General features: G+C 32.1%; 15 protein-coding genes. 14 read left to right on the forward strand and 1 reads right to left on the reverse strand.

Annotation, left to right across the window (positions count from 1 at the left end):
* Window positions 1–158 precede the first annotated feature (158 nt).
* The 5 genes from SA378_RS08980 (at window position 159) to SA378_RS09000 (ending at window position 6344) form a co-directional block, all read left to right on the forward strand.
* Window positions 159–1046, forward strand: a complete 888-nt coding sequence (locus SA378_RS08980; protein WP_318525653.1) for a DegV family protein — start codon at window positions 159–161, stop codon at window positions 1044–1046.
* A 105-nt stretch (window positions 1047–1151) separates the two neighbouring features.
* Complete coding sequence (locus tag SA378_RS08985) at window positions 1152–1976, forward strand: RMD1 family protein (protein ID WP_318525654.1); 825 nt, start codon at window positions 1152–1154, stop codon at window positions 1974–1976.
* Window positions 1977–1988: 12 nt separating this feature from the next.
* Window positions 1989–2801 carry an RMD1 family protein gene (locus SA378_RS08990; protein WP_318525655.1) on the forward strand — a complete coding sequence of 271 codons (813 nt, stop codon included), beginning with the start codon at window positions 1989–1991 and terminating at the stop codon, window positions 2799–2801.
* Between the two features lie 363 nt (window positions 2802–3164).
* Window positions 3165–4520, forward strand: a complete 1356-nt coding sequence (locus SA378_RS08995) for a uracil-xanthine permease family protein (RefSeq protein ID WP_318525656.1) — start codon at window positions 3165–3167, stop codon at window positions 4518–4520.
* A 348-nt stretch (window positions 4521–4868) separates the two neighbouring features.
* A complete protein-coding gene (locus SA378_RS09000) occupies window positions 4869–6344 on the forward strand; it encodes a sodium-dependent transporter (protein WP_318525657.1) in 1476 nt (491 codons plus the stop codon).
* Between the two features lie 71 nt (window positions 6345–6415).
* Here the strand turns inward: SA378_RS09000 and clpB are convergent, their stop codons facing one another.
* Window positions 6416–9010: an ATP-dependent chaperone ClpB gene (clpB, locus tag SA378_RS09005; protein ID WP_318525658.1), complete on the reverse strand. Its 2595-nt coding sequence runs from the start codon at window positions 9008–9010 to the stop codon at window positions 6416–6418.
* A 337-nt stretch (window positions 9011–9347) separates the two neighbouring features.
* Between clpB and SA378_RS09010 the strand changes: the two genes are divergently transcribed.
* The 9 genes from SA378_RS09010 to SA378_RS09050 all read left to right on the forward strand — a co-directional run bounded on the left by SA378_RS09010 (window position 9348) and on the right by SA378_RS09050 (window position 18452).
* Window positions 9348–9665, forward strand: a complete 318-nt coding sequence (locus SA378_RS09010; protein ID WP_318525659.1) for a hypothetical protein — start codon at window positions 9348–9350, stop codon at window positions 9663–9665.
* A 1-nt stretch (window position 9666) separates the two neighbouring features.
* Window positions 9667–10698: a V-type ATPase subunit gene (locus tag SA378_RS09015; protein WP_318525660.1), complete on the forward strand. Its 1032-nt coding sequence runs from the start codon at window positions 9667–9669 to the stop codon at window positions 10696–10698.
* A gap of 18 nt (window positions 10699–10716) precedes the next feature.
* The gene (locus tag SA378_RS09020; RefSeq protein WP_318525661.1) at window positions 10717–11751 is read left to right on the forward strand and encodes a hypothetical protein; all 1035 of its coding nucleotides are present in this window, start codon (window positions 10717–10719) and stop codon (window positions 11749–11751) included.
* A gap of 65 nt (window positions 11752–11816) precedes the next feature.
* Complete coding sequence (locus SA378_RS09025) at window positions 11817–13814, forward strand: V-type ATP synthase subunit I (protein WP_318525662.1); 1998 nt, start codon at window positions 11817–11819, stop codon at window positions 13812–13814.
* A 58-nt stretch (window positions 13815–13872) separates the two neighbouring features.
* Entirely contained in the window at window positions 13873–14316 is a 444-nt protein-coding gene (locus SA378_RS09030; protein WP_318525663.1) for an ATP synthase subunit C, read from the forward strand.
* 21 nt (window positions 14317–14337) lie between these two features.
* Window positions 14338–14646: a V-type ATP synthase subunit F gene (locus SA378_RS09035; RefSeq protein ID WP_318525664.1), complete on the forward strand. Its 309-nt coding sequence runs from the start codon at window positions 14338–14340 to the stop codon at window positions 14644–14646.
* 8 nt (window positions 14647–14654) lie between these two features.
* Complete coding sequence (locus SA378_RS09040) at window positions 14655–15293, forward strand: V-type ATP synthase subunit E family protein (protein WP_318525665.1); 639 nt, start codon at window positions 14655–14657, stop codon at window positions 15291–15293.
* Window positions 15286–17055 (forward strand): V-type ATP synthase subunit A, encoded by a 1770-nt coding sequence (locus tag SA378_RS09045; protein ID WP_318525666.1) that lies wholly within the window; start codon window positions 15286–15288, stop codon window positions 17053–17055. Before SA378_RS09040 ends, SA378_RS09045 begins: the two co-directional genes overlap by 8 nt.
* A gap of 11 nt (window positions 17056–17066) precedes the next feature.
* A complete protein-coding gene (locus SA378_RS09050) occupies window positions 17067–18452 on the forward strand; it encodes a V-type ATP synthase subunit B (protein WP_318525667.1) in 1386 nt (461 codons plus the stop codon).

Here is an 18452-nt window from a genome sequence, read left to right on the forward strand (position 1 = left end):
AAAATAGGGGGTCATTGTTTTTTATTTTAAAAAATTCTGTAACCCTTGAAAATAAAAGTTTTTAATAAAAAAAGAGGAGTGTCTTATTGACACTACCTTGAACAGATGGGGGGAGTTCATATGAAATTATTTAATAACAAAACAAAGGGGTGTTGTATATGTTAGAATATGTTTTAACTTGCTGCTCAACAGCAGATTTGCCAAACAAATATTTTGAAAAAATAAATGTGCCATTTGTTTGTTTTCATTATAATATAGATGGTCAGGAATATCCGGATGACTTAGGAAAAACAATGTCTTTTGAAGAATTTTACAGTAAAATTTCAACAGGTGCAATGCCTACTACTTCACAAGTGAATGTAGGTCAATATATAAGCTTTTTTGAACCGTTTTTAAAAGACGGCAAAGATATTTTGCATATTTCATTTTCCTCAGGGTTATCAGGTTCTTACAATTCTGCTTGTATCGCAAAAAATGAACTTTTATTAAAATATCCGGACAGAAAAATTTTATTGGTGGATTCATTAGGCGCATCATCAGGCTATGGTTTGCTTATAGATTCGGCAGCTTATATGCGTGACAATGGTTCAACAATAGAAGATATTTATACTTGGGCAGAAGAAAACAAACTTAATATTCATCATTGGTTTTTTTCTACAGATCTGACACATTATAAACGTGGTGGACGCATATCATCAACTTCAGCAATTATTGGAAACTTGCTGAATATATGCCCGTTGATGAATATGAGTTATGACGGAAAACTCATTCCAAGAATGAAATTCCGCGGGAAAAAGCATGTAATAGCTGAAATTGTTAAAATGATGGAAGAACATGCAAAAGATGGCGTAGACTATTCAGGTAAGTGCTTTATATCCAATTCAGCATGTTATGAAGACGCACGAAAAGTTGCTGATTTAATAGAAAATAAATTCAAGCATCTTAATGGACCTGTAATGATTAATAGCGTTGGAACTGTAATAGGTTCTCATACAGGGCCTGGAACTGTGGCACTTTTCTTTTTCGGAGATAAGAGAGTAGATTAATAGTCAACTTCAATAATAGCTTAATTATTGATTATGAGGTTATAATATTAATGACTAGATATCAGTAGGCTAAATTTACAAATAGCATTGAAAGAGGTGAATAATATGAATGATTTAAAATTTAAAACCTATGCAGTGACAAATGAAATTGATTTGAATAAAATTGCTGTAGAATGCAATATTAAAAAGAAGTATACATGGGAGGAGCCTCTTATTCTTAATGAGAGTGTGCTTGAAAGAATAATTGGTGAAAAAGCAAGTGAAAATGAAAAAATACTTGTTTTTTCATTCGGAAGTATAGTTTTCATTAATTCAAACGTAAATCATACTGAGATTTTTATGAATTATTTAAAAAAAATAAAATCGGATATAAACATAACACAATATACTATGTTTCAAGATGACTATGCTCTTCATTATGCTGAGGACAAAGAAGTTGAATTTACAGACAGTTATGTTCAAATTCCGAATTTGGAGTTGTTTTATCCAGAACTTATTTCAATTGTAATTGCTAAATCTGTAGCATTGGAAAGAATAGAAAAACAGCTTGGAAGAATTCTTGATGATATTGAAAGTAAAATTGATAATCTTGAAAAAGGTAAATTGAATATTGGAAACAAAGAGCTTGCAAGAACAACATCAAGAATTGTAAGACATGAATATAATACAATTGCATATATAATGATTCTTGATAAGCCAGACATTACTTGGGCAAACAGCGATGCTGCACATTTTTACGAAAGAATGTCTGAGTTTTTCGAACTGAATGACCGTTATGAAGTAATTAAAAGTAAGACTGAAATATTAAAAAGTATAATAGATGGACTTGCTTCGATAAGTCACTCTATACGTGGATTATTTGTTGAATGGGTAGTGGTTATTCTTATTGTTATTGAAGTGCTTCTTATGCTCCTTGATTTGCTGAAGTAAGGCAGGTGAATTATGGAAAAAATAATTTTTTATACATATAAAGCTGCAACAAAATTGCCTCTCGCTCAAATAGCTTCCTTTTTTAATATAAAACAAGATGCAGTGTGGAAGGAATATATTAAAATAGAGAGTACAGAAATTGAAAAAATACTTAAATATAATTCAGAAAAAAAATCTGTTTACTTATATAAGTTTGGGTGTATTACATTCTTAAATTTCAAACAGAACGAAATTTATATTTTTCTGGAATATTTGAAAAAGTTATTTGTAGAGTTGGATAATAAATTACTTTCTCAATTTAATGAAACCCATGTGATGGCTGTATCAAGCGATGGATATGTATACTTATGGGAAGATGATGATGCAAAGTATCAATATAATAAAAATATAGATGATTTGGTTGCAACAATTTTAGCAAAATCAACAGAACTATATAAGATAGAAACTGAACTCTCAGGTGTTTTGGATGAAGCTGGTAAATTCCTGATGTATTTAAATAAAGGCTATCTAAGAGCAAATACAAGAAAAGTGATTTCAACCATTGCAAAATGCATAAGGTTTAAATATAGAAGTATTGAAAGTGTAAGACTTCTGGGCAGACCTTCGGAATTTAACAGAACTATTGAATCAAGGCAAATATTTGATAAGTTTAGTAACTTTTTCGAATTAGATGAAAGATATGTAGTTTTAGCAAACAGGATGGATATTTTGGATTCCATTACAGGTGAATATTTTAGTTTTAGAAGCAAACAATCTTCAAGAAGGCTTGTATTGTTTGAAATATTGTTGCTTTCCCTTTTTCCTTTATTTTACATAATTTCGTGACAATGACAATATAAGAAATCCATATTAATAAATAACATATAATTCTATAAAAATATGGAATTGACTTAGATATTTATATGTGGTATACTTTTAAAAATTGGTCTTTAACTCGGTACTGTGATGCCGTCAAGATTTGTATAGGTAGATTGAATTTGCGTATAATAATCCTGACGGTCGGTTAGGATTTTTTTATGCCCTAACCCCATTTTTTAGAGTCTTTTTTCTAAAAAATGGCTGGTAGGTCAAACGCAACGAATTCCAAATTTATGCGAACGAAGTGAGCAAATAAATTTGTGAATGAGACTGTGAAATGCCCTAACCCCATTTTGGAGGGTTAAATGCAAAAAAATTATGGAGGTAGTTATGTCATCAAAAAACGAAGTGTTTGGTTATTTGCCAGATGAGCGTCCACCAATTATAGGACTTATATTCTTTGCATTACAACAGATTGTCGTAATGTTTCCGGCAACAGTATTAGTTGCTCTTATTACAGGGTTTCATGTTTCAACAACAATCTTTGCAAGCGGTTTAGCAACATTAGGATTCATATTGGTTACAGGAAGACAAATTCCACTTTACTACGGTTCGAGCTTTTCTTATATAGCAGCAATAGCTTCAATTATGAGTGCTGAAGCATTTGCCGCATATTCTTTGAACGATAAAATTTCAATAGCACAATTTGGAATAATAATGTCAGGATTTGTTTCAATAATAGCAGGTTATGTAATCCAACGTTCAGGAAAAGATAAAATAGACAAAGTTCTTCCTCCTACAGTAACAGGGAGCATAGCTATGATTATTGGATTGTCACTTGCGGCGAACGCAATGACAAATGCAGCAACATATCCGGCAGTAGTTGCAGAAAGTCAAGCTTCATTGGCGGGAAGCATGGCATGGTTAATTGCTATTATAACTTTAATTTCAACTATATTGTATTCTGTATACTTAAAAGGTAAATTAAGCCAGTTGCCAATATTGTTTGGTTTGCTTACTGGTTATATGGTAGCTGTGATAATTGGAAGTGTAACTGGGATTCCGTTTATATCATTTGACACTATTCAGTCATCAGGAATACTTACATTACCAATATTCACTTTCCCTAAACCATCTCTGACCGCAGTAGTAGCTATAATGCCAATAGCAATCGCCACTATTCCTGAATCAACAGCACATGTTTATCAACTTGATATTTATGTTAATGACCTGGCAAAAAAGAAGGGCGTTACTAAAAAATATGATATTGAAAATAAACTTGGCTTAAATTTAATAGGTGATGGTATTGGAGATATGATTTCAGGTTTTATTGGCGGACCAGCCGGTACAAACTATGGTGAAAATATCAGCGCAATGGCAATTTCTAAAAACTTTTCAGTAGCTGTACTCATATTGGCAGCCATCTTAACAATGATAATATCTTGCTTTACACCTCTTATAAATATAATTTATTCAATACCTACATCAGTAATCGGTGGACTGTCAATTTACTTATTTGGTGTTATAGCAGCACAAGGTATTACAATAATGATGGACAGAAAAGTTGACATGTTCAGTTCTAAAAATCTTGCTGTAATTGCAGTAATATTAGTAGTTGGACTTGGCGGAAGTTTTGGATTTAAAGGCGGAATGATTCCTATGTTTGGAATTCAAGTGCCAGCAATTGCAACAGCAGCTGTTGTGGGAATTGTATTGAACTTGCTGCTTTCAATAGGAAATAAATAGTGATTTTGATAACAATAAAAGATTCTTAGTCTAAAATGGACTTAGAATCTTTTTTTAGTTAAAACTTTTCTATTTATATTGTTAATATTATGTAATATTATGGAATATTAATATATTGTTAGAATATTATGCTTAAATTTTGCTGGACAAAGAAAACGTTTTATACTATAATAAAATAGATTTAATTTTAAAAATAATTTGATAAAGGAGGAGATGGTTTTTTTTAATATACTAAGCTATAATGCTAGTATGGTTTTTGTGTTATTATCAGAAATTAATGTATTTAATTGATTTTTGTTAATAAAGGGTTTTTACAGTATTTATAAATTTAGAAGGGAAGGTGTAATTATGAATAATGAAAATAGCAGAGGTCAATGGGGTAGTAACTTTGGCTTCTTGATGGCAGCTGTAGGTTCTGCAGTTGGATTGGGCAATATTTGGGGATTCCCATACAAAATGGGAGCTAACGGAGGTTTTGCTTTTCTAATTGTATACTTGGCGATGGTTACGTTTGTTGGTTTTGCGACTATGCTTGGAGAACTAGCATTGGGACGTAAGACAGGTCTTGGTGTTATCGGAACATACAAAGTTTTGTACAAAAAATTTGCATGGGTTGGTTGGCTGGGATTTCTTTCAGGTTTTTTGATTCTTGGATTTTACAGCGTACTTGGTGGATACACACTTCGCTATGCATTAGGATTTTTGATGGAGATCTTCAGTAAAGGCGCTGGTTTTGGCGGAATGGGAAGCGGCGAATTTTTCGGATCCTTTATCATCAATGGCGGAGCAAATGTTATGTTTCATGCAATATTTATGGGTTTGACAATTGTTATCGTTATGGGTGGAATTTCTGGTGGTATTGAAAAGTTTACTAAAATCGCTATGCCTGCATTGCTAGTGATGCTGTTGATTGTAATCATTCGAAGTCTTACATTAGAAGGAGCTTCTACAGGTGTCGCATTCATGTTTGCTCCAAACTTTGCTGCTTTTTCAGAGATAGGTTTCATGAAGGTTCTAAAGACGGCTGCCGGTCAGATGTTCTTCTCACTGTCACTTGGTATGGGGTGCATGATTACTTACGGATCTTACCTTAGCAAGAGTGAAAATCTGGAAAAAAATGCTTTGATTATTCCTATTGCGGATACAATTTTTGCCTTGCTCGCTGGTCTTGCTGTTATGCCGGCCGTTGGTGCATTCATGTCTCAAGGCGTTGAAGGCATTTCTTTCGGAGCAGGCCCTGGACTTTTGTTTGTTACGCTGCATCAGGTATTTAGCGTTGGTATGGGCGGATTCATAGGAAATTTGTTTGGTTTTGTATTTTATTTTCTTGTGTTCATTGCAGCCGTTACTTCATCTATTTCACTCCTGGAGGTATGTACAGCATTCTTTATTGATAGAAATGTTTCAAAGGGTGTAAAAGCAAATCGTAAGATGATAACTATTATTACTGGACTTGTGGTATTCGCTGTTGGTGTTCCGGTATGTTTGGATGGACTTGGTTCAGGTGTAGCAGGCGGAGCGACTATTGATATTCCTGCTGTTATGTTCGGCATGAGTGAGGTCCGTGTTGCATTTGACTGCTGGCTGGACTTTTATGACATGATTGCCGAAGGTGTATTCATGCCTCTAGGCGCAATCTTGATGTCTGTAATGATAGGTTGGATACTTAAAACTGATATTATTAAGAGTGAAGTGGAAGAAGGCGGTATCAAAATGAAAGCTTATGCTTTCTGGGATATCTGCTTTAAGTTCATTGTTCCAATCGGAATCCTTTTCGTATTGATGGGTCAGTTAGATGACTTCTTTGGACTAGGCATTTTCTAGTAAACAATAAAAGTCTCATATAAAAAAGAGCGGAAATCCGCTCTTTTTTGCTTACTGTTAATTATTGAATCTTAATTAATTATAAGGTGGTTTCCATCATAATCGACTTCTAAATTTGTATTAGGCTCTAAATCTTTCGAAATTATCATTCTTGCAATTAGAGTTTCAACATTTCTTTGAATATAACGCTTCAGCGGCCTTGCTCCGTATATTGGGTCATACCCTTGGTCTACAATGTATGATTTTGCTCTCTCTGTTAGTGAAACAGTAAGTTGTTTATCTTTTAATCTTCTTTGAAGATCTTTAAACATTAATTCTATTATTGAAGAAATTTCTGTTTTACTTAAAGGTTTGTAAAATACAATTTCATCAAGCCTGTTTAAAAATTCAGGTCTGAATTGATGCTTAAGCAGGTTATTCACTTCGTCTTTAGCTTCTTCTGATATTTCTCCGCTTTTAATTCCTTCTAATATATAATTAGAACCAAGATTTGAAGTTAAAATTATTATTGTATTTTTAAAATCCACAGTCCTTCCTTGAGAATCTGTTATGCGTCCATCATCAAGAACTTGAAGCAATATGTTGAAAACTTCAGGATGTGCTTTTTCTATTTCATCAAAAAGTACTACTGAATATGGTTTTCTTCTTACAGCTTCAGTAAGCTGACCGCCTTCCTCATAACCAACATATCCGGGAGGGGCTCCAATTAGTCTAGAAACAGAAAACTTTTCCATGTATTCGCTCATATCAATACGAATAATGTTGTGCTCATCATCAAACAAAGATTCTGCCAATGCTTTTGCAAGTTCTGTTTTACCAACTCCTGTAGGACCTAAAAACAAGAATGAACCAATAGGCCTGTTTGGATCCTGAATACCTGCTCTTGAACGAATTATGGCTTCAGTCACTTTTTCAACTGCCTCATTTTGTCCTATAACTCTTTGGTGAAGTATGTCATCAAGTCTTAAAATTTTTTCTCTTTCACCTTCCATTAGTTTTGAAACGGGTATTCCTGTCCAACGTCCAACAATTCTTGCTATTTCTTCTTCTGTAACTCTGTCACGCAATAAAGTTGTTTTTCCTTGCGCCTTTTCTGCAATTTGTTCCTCTTCTTCCAAAGACTTTAAAAGAGCAGGAAGTTTGCCGTATTTTAATTCGGCAGCTTTATTTAAGTCATAATTTCTTTCAGCTTTTTCAATGTCTGTATTCATTTTTTCTATCTCTTCTCTAAGACCTTGAACTTTGGAAATGGCATTCTTTTCATTTTCCCATTTTACTTTCATTTCTTTGAACTTTGCTCTCACATCGGCCAGTTCTTTTTGTATTTCTTTTAAGTGTTCGTCTGAAATTTTATCATGTTCTTTTTTCAATGCTGCTTCTTCTATTTCATGCTGCATTATTTTACGTGAAATTTCATCTAATTCAGAAGGCATGGAATCCATTTCTGTACGAATCATAGCACACGCTTCATCAATTAAATCAATCGCCTTATCGGGCAAGAAACGGTCTGAAATATACCTGCTTGACAAAACAGCTGCACCTATGAGAGCTTGATCTTGAATTTTTACACCATGAAATACTTCATATCTTTCTTTTAAGCCTCTTAAAATTGAAATCGTATCTTCAACTGTAGGTTCATCAACTATAACAGGCTGAAATCGTCTTTCAAGCGCTGCATCTTTTTCTATATATTGTCGATATTCATTTAACGTAGTTGCTCCAATGCAGTGAAGTTCTCCTCTGGCAAGCATTGGCTTAAGCATGTTGCCTGCATCCATTGCTCCTTCAGTTTTTCCTGCTCCCACTATTGTATGGAGTTCATCAATAAACAATATAATTTTACCTTCGCTTTTTTTAACTTCTTCGAGAACTGCTTTAAGCCTTTCTTCAAATTCACCTCGAAATTTTGCTCCGGCTACTAATGAACTCATATCTAATGAAAATATTTTTCGTTCCTTTAAATTATCGGGTACATCGCCTCTCACTATGCGTATTGCCAAACCTTCTGCAATGGCAGTCTTGCCTACACCGGGTTCTCCAATAAGAACAGGATTATTCTTGGTCTTTCTTGACAAAATACGAACAACGTTTCTGATTTCAGAATCTCTACCTATAACAGGGTCAAGCTTGTTGTTTTTAGCCAGTTCAACTAAATCTGAACCATATTTTGAAAGAACGTCGTAAGTTGATTCCGGAGAATCTGAAGTAACTCTTGTATTTCCTCTTACAGAAGATAGAGAGTTTAAAAACTTGTTTAAAGAAAGTTCATATTCATTGTACAATTGTTTGAGATTTTGTTTTGGAGCATCAAGAAGTGAAATCATGATATGTTCTACTGAAACAAATTCATCTTTCATCCTTTCTGCTTGGTTTTCAGCTTCAATTAATATTTTATCTACATCAGGAGCGATATAAATTTTACCACTTTCACGGCCTGGTCCTGTAACCCTGGGTATTCCTTCAATGATTTCTTTTAATTTGGCATGAAATTTAATTGTATCTATGTTCAATTTTGTAAAAAGCTGTCCTATAAGACCGCCTTCCTGGGTTATTAGAGCATACAATAAATGCTCTTGCTCTATTTGCATACTGGAGTGAGAAATTGCTTCATCGTGAGCATCTTGAATAGCTTTTAGAGATTTTTGTGTAAATTTTTGTGCATTCATTAAAATACCTCCCATTAATATAATTGTTAAAAAAAGTAGTTAAACGTGTTAATATCTCGGTAGTTGCATAATAAAGTTTTGTGTAAAATATTTCAATTATATTTTATATCAAAAATAGAAATTATCAAGAGATATAAATTTGTCAATATACAAAGAACGTAATTTTAAGATAAATGGAGTAATTTAGATTATATGGTAGTATATCTGTGAATAAATTAGATTTTATTGTTAATATTGGTTTAATGTGATTAATTGTCAAATTTTATGATTTGAAGTAAAAAAAAAAGAATGCTATAATGAGTAGCTGTTAAAAAAAATTTAGACAAGGAGTGGTTACTTGAAGGAGATAATTGATCAAATTATTAACATTGATAATTTAGCTGACGAAAGCAAAAGTAGAAACGAAGAAACTTTGTTAAAGAAAAAGCAAGAATACGAAGATATTTTAGCAAGCTATCGTAATGAAAAATTAGAAAATGCTAAAAAATATTCGCAAGCACTATATGAAGAAACAGAAGCATTTATAAAAAACAATGACACAGTTCAAAAAGAAAAAATTCAACAAATTTCTGCGGAAATAGAAAAAAGTTATTTAAATTCAAGAGAAGCATTAATTAGCAAGACACTTGATAAGTTATTTGTATCGGGGAGGTAATATGAACCCTTATATGGCATATGATGCTGTTAATACTAAAATTCATGCAAGGAAAAGACATATTTTAAATGATATTGATTGGGATAAAATGTTAGAATATTCCACAGTTGACCAAATAAAAAATTACTTGACTGATAACAGCGAATTTAAAAACGTATTAGAAAGTGTAAAAAACAGTGATATTAACAGAGAACGGTTGGAAGCCGTACTTGGTAAGTTTAAATCATTAGAAATGGAAGATTTGATACATTATTTTTCGGGACCTTACAAGGATTTCATCAAGGTGATGTTGTTAGAAAGCGAAATTGCAGATTTAAGTTTGATTTTACGAAAAATTGCAAGACAGGAAAGCTTGGAAGGTATCGAGGACAGGTTCATTCATTCTGAAAAATTTACAAGCATTCAATTTAACAAGCTTATTGAGTCTAAAAATGTAATACAGTTTACTGAAGGATTGAAGGGAACTCCATATTATTCAGAATTAAGAAATTTAACGAATGAAGATGCTATAAAACGTGAGTTCCACATAGAAATGAAGCTACATATTATTTTTTATAGCACTCTAATTGCTGAAGCTAACAATCTTAAAAAAGATGATATGGAAATTGCGAAAGATATAATTGGTTTTAAAATTGATTTAATGAATGTTCAATGGATTTCTAGAGCTCGCAATTATTATAAAATTAGTCCTGAGGAAATATTGAATTACAGTTTGAGAGACGGCAAAAATATAACATACAGTAGGTTGAAGCAGCTTTCTTATGCTAAAACGGACAAAGAATTTAATGAATTGGTAAAATCCTATTTTAAACGTGATTTTTTTGGAGAGATTTATGATTCTTATAATAATGTTCCAGTATGTTCTTATATGATAAATTATCTTAAGAAAAACAATTATAAGGGTATCGGTTCGGTAATTTCTTATTATTATTTATTAAGTATAATAATTGTTGATTTGACAACTATTACTGAAGGAATTACGTATAATATGTCAAGAGATAAGCTGAAAGAAATATTGGCGTGTAGGTTTTAAATAGGGAGGCGTAATAATTTGGCTAAGGGAAATAAGGTGCTTTTAACAATTGTTAGTACAAATTCAGACATGCATTCTATTTTAAAAGCGCTTATATTAAGTAAAAATGTTAATTTGAATCTAATTGTTGATAGTGAAAATTGCTGTAATAACTATTTTATTATTCATCAATTTGAATCTGAAATCGACAACTTAAATTTGGTGAATACTGAGAAAACGGAAGATTTTCAAATTCAGGATTCAATTAATGAAATAGAAGAATTGTGTAATGATTTGGATATACCATTATCTTTAGATACAAAAATTATGAGTGATGATTACAACATAAAAATTGTACAAGATGATTTGATGAAAATTAAGGCATCTGTAGGTTCTGTTGTAGAAAAAATCAATTATAATAAAAATCAAATTAAAAAACTTTCAGTTTATAGAGAGAATTTGGATTGTATAATTGATAAAACTATTGAACTTAATAAAGTTCTAAATATGAAATATTTCGAATGTGAAATTGGTTTGTTGTCTCACGATGATGGAATAAGTTTAAAAGATTATTATGAAAATATAAGTGCTGTTATTTTGAAAATTGGTTCCATTAATTCAATTGCTAAAGATATATATATGATAATTTATCCGAAACAATTTGAGGAAAATCGTGATGTTATAAAATCACTAAATTGGAATAAACTTCAAGTTCCGGAAGAGTTATACGGAAATTTAGCAGATATAATCGGACAGATTGATAAAGAAATTAAAGTTTTTCAAAATAATATTGATGAATTATCTGGTATTATAGAACTCAATAGGGAGAAATATAAAGATTCTCTGTTGAAAATTTATAATTTCTTAAAGCTTGAAGAAGAGATTGATGAAATATCTAACAGAATAGATAATGGAGATAATGTATTTGCTTTAAATGTATGGATACAAAATCACGAAGTTGATAAAGCAAAGGAATTAATCAGTAAGGTTTCTAATCAATTTTTCATAAAAGAAAGAACGGAAGAAGAAATTGATATTGCAGTTCCAACAAAGTTAGATAAAGATTTGTTTTAATTATACAGTATGCCAAAAAAAGTTATTTGTTGGCATATTATATTACGAAGGGAGGAAAATTAAATTTGGCTATTGAAAAAATGGTTCTTCTGAAAATAGTTGGGTCTATAACTGATACACATTCAATTATTAAGGAACTTGCACTAAATGAAAATGTACATTTAAACTTAAATATCGAAAACAGTATGGCCTACTTAAACTATTATAATATTCATCAGTATGAATTAGAATCAAAGTATATAGGTTCTTCTTCTGATGAGGATTCTTTGAAGAACGAAAACATAATTAATAGGTGTGGCGACTGCATTAAAAGTATCGAGAAAATCGGTGATGGGTTAAATATTGATTTAGAGCTTGACAAAAAAATTCTTGCAGATAAAAATTACACTATTTATAATGCCTATGACGATTTACAGGATATTGAACTAACCATTGGTGATACTGTAGAGGAAATCAATGATAAGAAAAAGAAAATTCAAGAACTTCAAATTTATAGACAAAAAATCGATTGTATAGCAGATAAAGGAATTGAGTTTGATAAGATAGCGGACATGAAATATTTTGATTACGAAATTGGGTCGCTGTCTCGTGAAAACAGATGGCGTTTAAAGAAAAATTATGAAAATTTAACTGCTATAGTGTTTAGAATTGGAGATACCAAGTCATGTGCTACTGATTTATACATGGTTATATATCCAAGAAAATTCAAGAACGAAACAAATAATTTATTAAAATCTCTCAGTTGGAATAAACTTGAATTGCCGGAAAGCATAAAGGTGACTCCTTTGAAGGCAATCGAGGATATAGATAAAAAGATAGAAAATCTTAATAAAGAGATAAATGAATTATCGAGGGTTACAGAAACTTATAGGGAAGATAATAAGGAAAAGTTAATTAAAATATACAATTATTTTAAACTTGAAGAAAAAATAATTGATATATCAGAAAAGAATAATTTTGAACACAATATATTGACGATAAATTTCTGGGTGCAGAAAAGTCAAGTTGATATGGTAAAGGAATCGATTGCTTCAGTTGCAAAGAAATATATTGTTACTGAAAGATCAGCAGAGGAATTACATAATCAGGTTCTGGTCCCTACGATGTTAAAAAATAATTGGTTCACAAGACCTTTTGAATTGATAGTAAGAATGTACGGATTGCCCGCGTATAACGAGCTTGATCCAACACCATTTTTAGCTTTGACATTCTGTCTGGCTTTTGGTATTATGTTTGGCGACATTGGTCAGGGTCTTGTGTATTTTCTTGCTGGTTTTTTCCTAAGAAAGAAATTAGGCGCAGCTGCTCAGGTTCTGATGCGTCTTGGCGGTAGCTCAATTATCTTTGGTTTCGTTTATGGAAGTCTATTTGGACTTGAAAAACATGAACTTCCTTGGCTTCCTAGTTTAATTGAAGGTGGTCCTTTAAGTCCGGATAATATACCTAAAATTCTTTTAGTAGGTATTGGATACGGGATAATAGTATTGACTGTTTCATATGTTTATGGAATTATTAATTGTATGAAAAATAAAAATATCGAAGAAGGGCTGTTCGGCAAAAATGGCGCGTTTGGTTATTTATTTTTCATAAGTTTTATAATAACTTTAGTTTCATTGACGGGGATTATCAATCTACCAATAATTATACCAATTATATTCCTTATAATAAGTCTTGTAGTCATGGTATTAAAAGAACCTATTACGAATTTATTATTGAAAAAAAAGCCTTTGTTTCACCATGGAGCGAGCGAATATTTTACTGAAAGTATTTTTGAAGAAGTAGAAACAATATTAAGCACTTTGAGTAATTCAATATCTTTCGTGCGTGTGGGCGCTTTTGCACTGAACCATGCAGGATTATTTTTAGCTTTCATGGTAATGTCGGAAATGGTTGATAATATTTTCTTAAAAATATTTATCTTAGCTGTAGGAAATGTACTTATTTTAACGCTTGAAGGGTTGATAGTGTTTATACAGGGACTTCGTCTTCAGTATTACGAAATGTTCAGCAAATTCTTCAAGGGTGATGGTGTTGATTTTAAACCTATCAAATTAAAAATATAATAAAAAATATAATAAAAAATAATAAAAATACAATAAAATTAGAAGGGAAATAAAAATTATGCAAATTTTATTAATAATATTAGCAGTAGCAATAGCAGTAGGAACAGTTGTTTATGGTTACAAAGCAATGAAGAACGGTAAAAAAGGAAGTATTAAAAAAGCTATATTAACTACAGTATCAGCATTTGGATTAGTTATGCTTGGAGCTATCGTTTCAACTATTACAGGTGGAAATGTATTTGCAGAAACTGCAACTGAAGCTGCAGCTGCAGTTATTCCTGGAATATCATTAGGTGAAGGTTTTAAATATTTGGCAGCATCATTATCTACAGGCCTTGCAACAATAGGTACAGGTATAGCAGTAGGAACAGTTGGTTCATCAGCTGTAGGAGCTGTATCAGAGGATTCATCTATACTTGGTAAGACTTTAATATTTGTAGGTATGGCAGAAGGTATTGCAATCTATGGAATGATTATTTCTATATTGATTTTGTTTGTATAAATAAACGAAAAGAGAGATGATATGAAATCTTTTTTAATTAGCAATAGCAAAGATACATGGGTGGGACTGCGGTTGGCTGGTATCAATGGAGTTATTGTACGTGATAAGAATAATGCGATTTTGGAATTCAGAAAGGCAATAAAAGATGAGAAAATAGGTATTCTAATTCTTAATGAAAATGTTGCCGATATGATAGGGGATGAATTAATTGAGTTTAAATTGAAAAGTAAAACTCCTTTAATTTTAGAAATCCCTGATAGGCGTGGAAGTATAAGAAAAGGCGATGCCATAGCAAATTATATCAGAGAATCTGTTGGCATTCGTATATGAGGTGATATATGGGAACTATAGAACAGAAATTATTGCTTTTCAACAAACTTCTAAAACAATCTATGAATGAAAAATTTCAAGTTGATTTAAAGGAACTTGATGATCAATTTGCGGAAAAACTGAAAAAGAATAAAGAAGAAGTTGACAGAGAAGCAAAAGAAATAGAAGAAAAAGCAAGAAAAAAGGCTGAAGCAAAAAAAGTTGAAAGTGAAAGTAAATCTAGAATCTTTTTAAAAAAAGAGATAATATCAATGAAAGAGAAATATTATGAAGCTTTCATTGTTGATTTAAAAAAGAAACTGGTTGAATTCACATTGTCTGAAGAATATAAATCATTCTTATTAAATGCTCTTAAAAATTCATACAGAGAAATAGAGAATTCTAATAATTATGAGCTTATTATTTATGCAACTCAAAATGATATTGATAAATACAGCGATGTATTAAAACAAGAAATTTTGAAGGACAATAGTGTTAATAAAGTTGCATTTAAACCTAATAACAATATATTAGGAGGATTAGTTATTGAAGTAAATGAAATGAATTTCAAGATAGATATGACTATCGATGCCATTCTAGAGGGAAATAAGACATATATTATTCAAACTGTATTTGAAACTTTAGAGGCAGGTGATTACAATGGTTAATATTGAAGGAATCGTAAATTCAATAAATGGACCTGTTGTTAAAGGACTCGATATGGGATCATTTAAAGTTAACGAAATGGTTACAGTAGGTGAACAAAAGCTTATCGGCGAAGTTGTTTCCATAGAAGGTAGCATTGCTACAGTTCAAGTTTATGAAGAGACAGAAGGATTAAAAGCAGGAGAAAAAATATTATCGACAGGTACGCCTTTATCAGTAACTTTAGGTCCTGGAATGATAGGTAATATATTTGATGGTATACAAAGACCTCTTAATATAATACAGACTATTTCTCAAGATTTTATACCTGAAGGTATAGGATTGTTGTCAATTGATGATAAAAAGGAATGGGAAGTAACTATAACTGTTAAAGTTGGAGATAAGTTAAAAGCAGGCGATATTTATGCCACTGTACCGGAAACTAATAGTATTATTCATAAGGTTATGGTTCCTTACGGTGTGGCAGGAACAGTTAAGGATATAAAGGCAAATGGTAAATACAAAATAAATGATACAGTTGTTGTTTTAGAAAATGAATACAAAGAGACTGTTAATTTAACATTATGCACTAAATGGCCGGTAAGAAAAGCAAGACCTGCACAAGTCAGATTGCCTATATACAAACCTTTAATTACAGGTCAAAGAGTAATTGACAGCTTTTTCCCTATAGCAAAGGGTGGTACAGTAGGTTTGCCGGGAGGATTCGGAACTGGAAAAACTGTTACACAGCATCAGTTAGCAAAGTGGTGTGATGCAGATATCATCGTCTACATAGGTTGTGGAGAGCGTGGAAATGAAATGACAGATGTTTTGGAAGAATTTCCGAAGCTGATAGATCCTCGAACAAACAGACCTTTGATGGAAAGAACTGTATTGATTGCCAATACATCTAATATGCCGGTTGCTGCACGTGAGGCAAGTATATATACTGGTATAACAATGGCAGAATATTATAGAGATATGGGTTATGATGTTGCAATAATGGCAGATTCAACATCCAGATGGGCAGAAGCACTCAGAGAAATATCCGGTCGACTTGAAGAGATGCCTGCTGAAGAGGGATATCCAGCATATTTGCCATCAAGACTGGCAGAGTTTTATGAAAGAGCAGGTTGCGTTAAAACTTTAAACGGGCAAGAAGCTTCGGTTACAATTATTGGTGCCGTATCACCTCCTGGAGGAGACTTTTCAGAACCTGTTACGGAGAATACTAAAAGATTTGTTACCGCATTTTTAGCATTGGATAAAAAGCTTGCATATGCAAGGCATTATCCTGCTATAAATTATTTAACAAGTTATAGCGCTTATGCTGAAATGCTGGAAGATTGGTACGAAGAAAATGTCAGTCATGATATGATGAAATTGAGACATAAAATGATTGTTCTTTTACAGGAAGAAGAAAAATTAAATGAAATTGTTCAACTTGTAGGAGAAGATGTACTTCCTAACGATCAGGCTCTTGTTTTGGAAACTGCAAGAATAATTAAAAAGGGATTTTTACAGCAGAACGCCCTTCATCCAGAGGATACTTATGTTGTTTTGCAAAAACAATATAAAATGCTTCAGGTAATAGATGTATTTTATGAAGAAGCACTGCGTTGCGTTAAAATCGGCATTCCTCTTTCTGTAATTAGAAGCGAGACAGTTATTCAAGATATCTTGAAAATTAAATATGACATTCCAAATGATAAATTAGAGCTATTAGATGTTTTAATAAACAAAATAGTTAAAACATTCAGTGGTTTAAGACAAAAGTACGAGTAGGGAGTGTTGAGATGAAAAGAGATTACTTAAAATTAAATAAGATAGAAGGCCCATTAATAGTTCTTTCTGGTATAGAAGGAGTTGCTTATGGTGAAGTAATTAACATTAAGGTTGACAATAATCTAACCAGAAAAGGTAAAATTATAAAAATTGAAGGAGACAAGGTTATTGCTCAGGTTTTTGAAGGTACTACAGGTATAGCAACTGATAATACATCTGTAAAATTTACCGGTGAACCATTAGCTATACCATTATCAAAGGAAATATTTGGTAGAACCTTTAATGGAGTTGGAGAACCTATTGATAATGCATTCCAAATAATTTCTTCATACAAACAAAATATTAACGGCAGACCAATTAATCCTGTGGCTAGACGATATCCTAGAAACTTTATTCAAACCGGTATATCAGCTATTGATGCTTTAATGACTTTAATCAGAGGTCAAAAGCTTCCAATATTTTCAGGAAATGGTATGTCACACAATGAATTAGCTACACAAATAGTAAAGCAAGCAAAAATCAAGGGAGCTACAAGTGAAAATTTTGCTGTTGTTTTTGGAGCAATGGGTGTTAGACATGATGATGAGGATTACTTCAGAAAAAGCTTTGAGGCTGCAGGGGTATTAGATCATGTTGTTATGTACATCAATACTGCAGACAGCCCTATAATTGAAAGAATTTCAACGCCGAGATGTGCATTGACAGCTGCTGAATATCTTGCTTTCCAGCACAATATGCATGTATTGGTAATACTCACGGATATGACTAGTTACGCAGAAGCATTGCGTGAAGTGTCATCAGCTAAAGAGGAAGTTCCATCTCGTAAAGGGTATCCTGGATATTTATATAGCGACCTTTCAACTATTTATGAAAGAGCAGGTATGTTGAAGAGTTGTGAGGGTTCTATTACTCTTATACCGATACTTACTATGCCAAATGATGATATAACACATCCTATACCAGACTTGACAGGTTATATCACTGAAGGTCAAGTAGTTTTAAACAGGGAACTTAATCACAAAGGAATTTATCCACCTATAGATGTTCTTCCATCTCTTTCACGTTTAATGAAGGATGGTATAGGAGCTGATTATACGAGAGAGGATCATTCTGACTTGCAAAGTCAAATTTATGCTTCGTATTCTAAAGTTCAGGAAATTAGAAGTTTGTCACAAATTATAGGTGAAGATGATTTAGGTGACTTGGATAGATTATATCTGGATTATGGACGCGAGCTAGAAGAAAAATTTATTGCTCAAGGAAAAAATGAAAATAGAAGTATAGAAGAAACTTTAGATTTAGGATGGCATATTTTATCTATTCTTCCAGTAACTGAGTTGGATCGTGTTAAGGCAGATATAGTAGAAAAATATTACGATTATGGTAGGGAGAGATAG

Origin of the sequence: Sedimentibacter sp., from assembly GCF_033447055.1 — a bacterium.
Lineage (GTDB): Bacteria > Bacillota > Clostridia > Tissierellales > Sedimentibacteraceae > Sedimentibacter.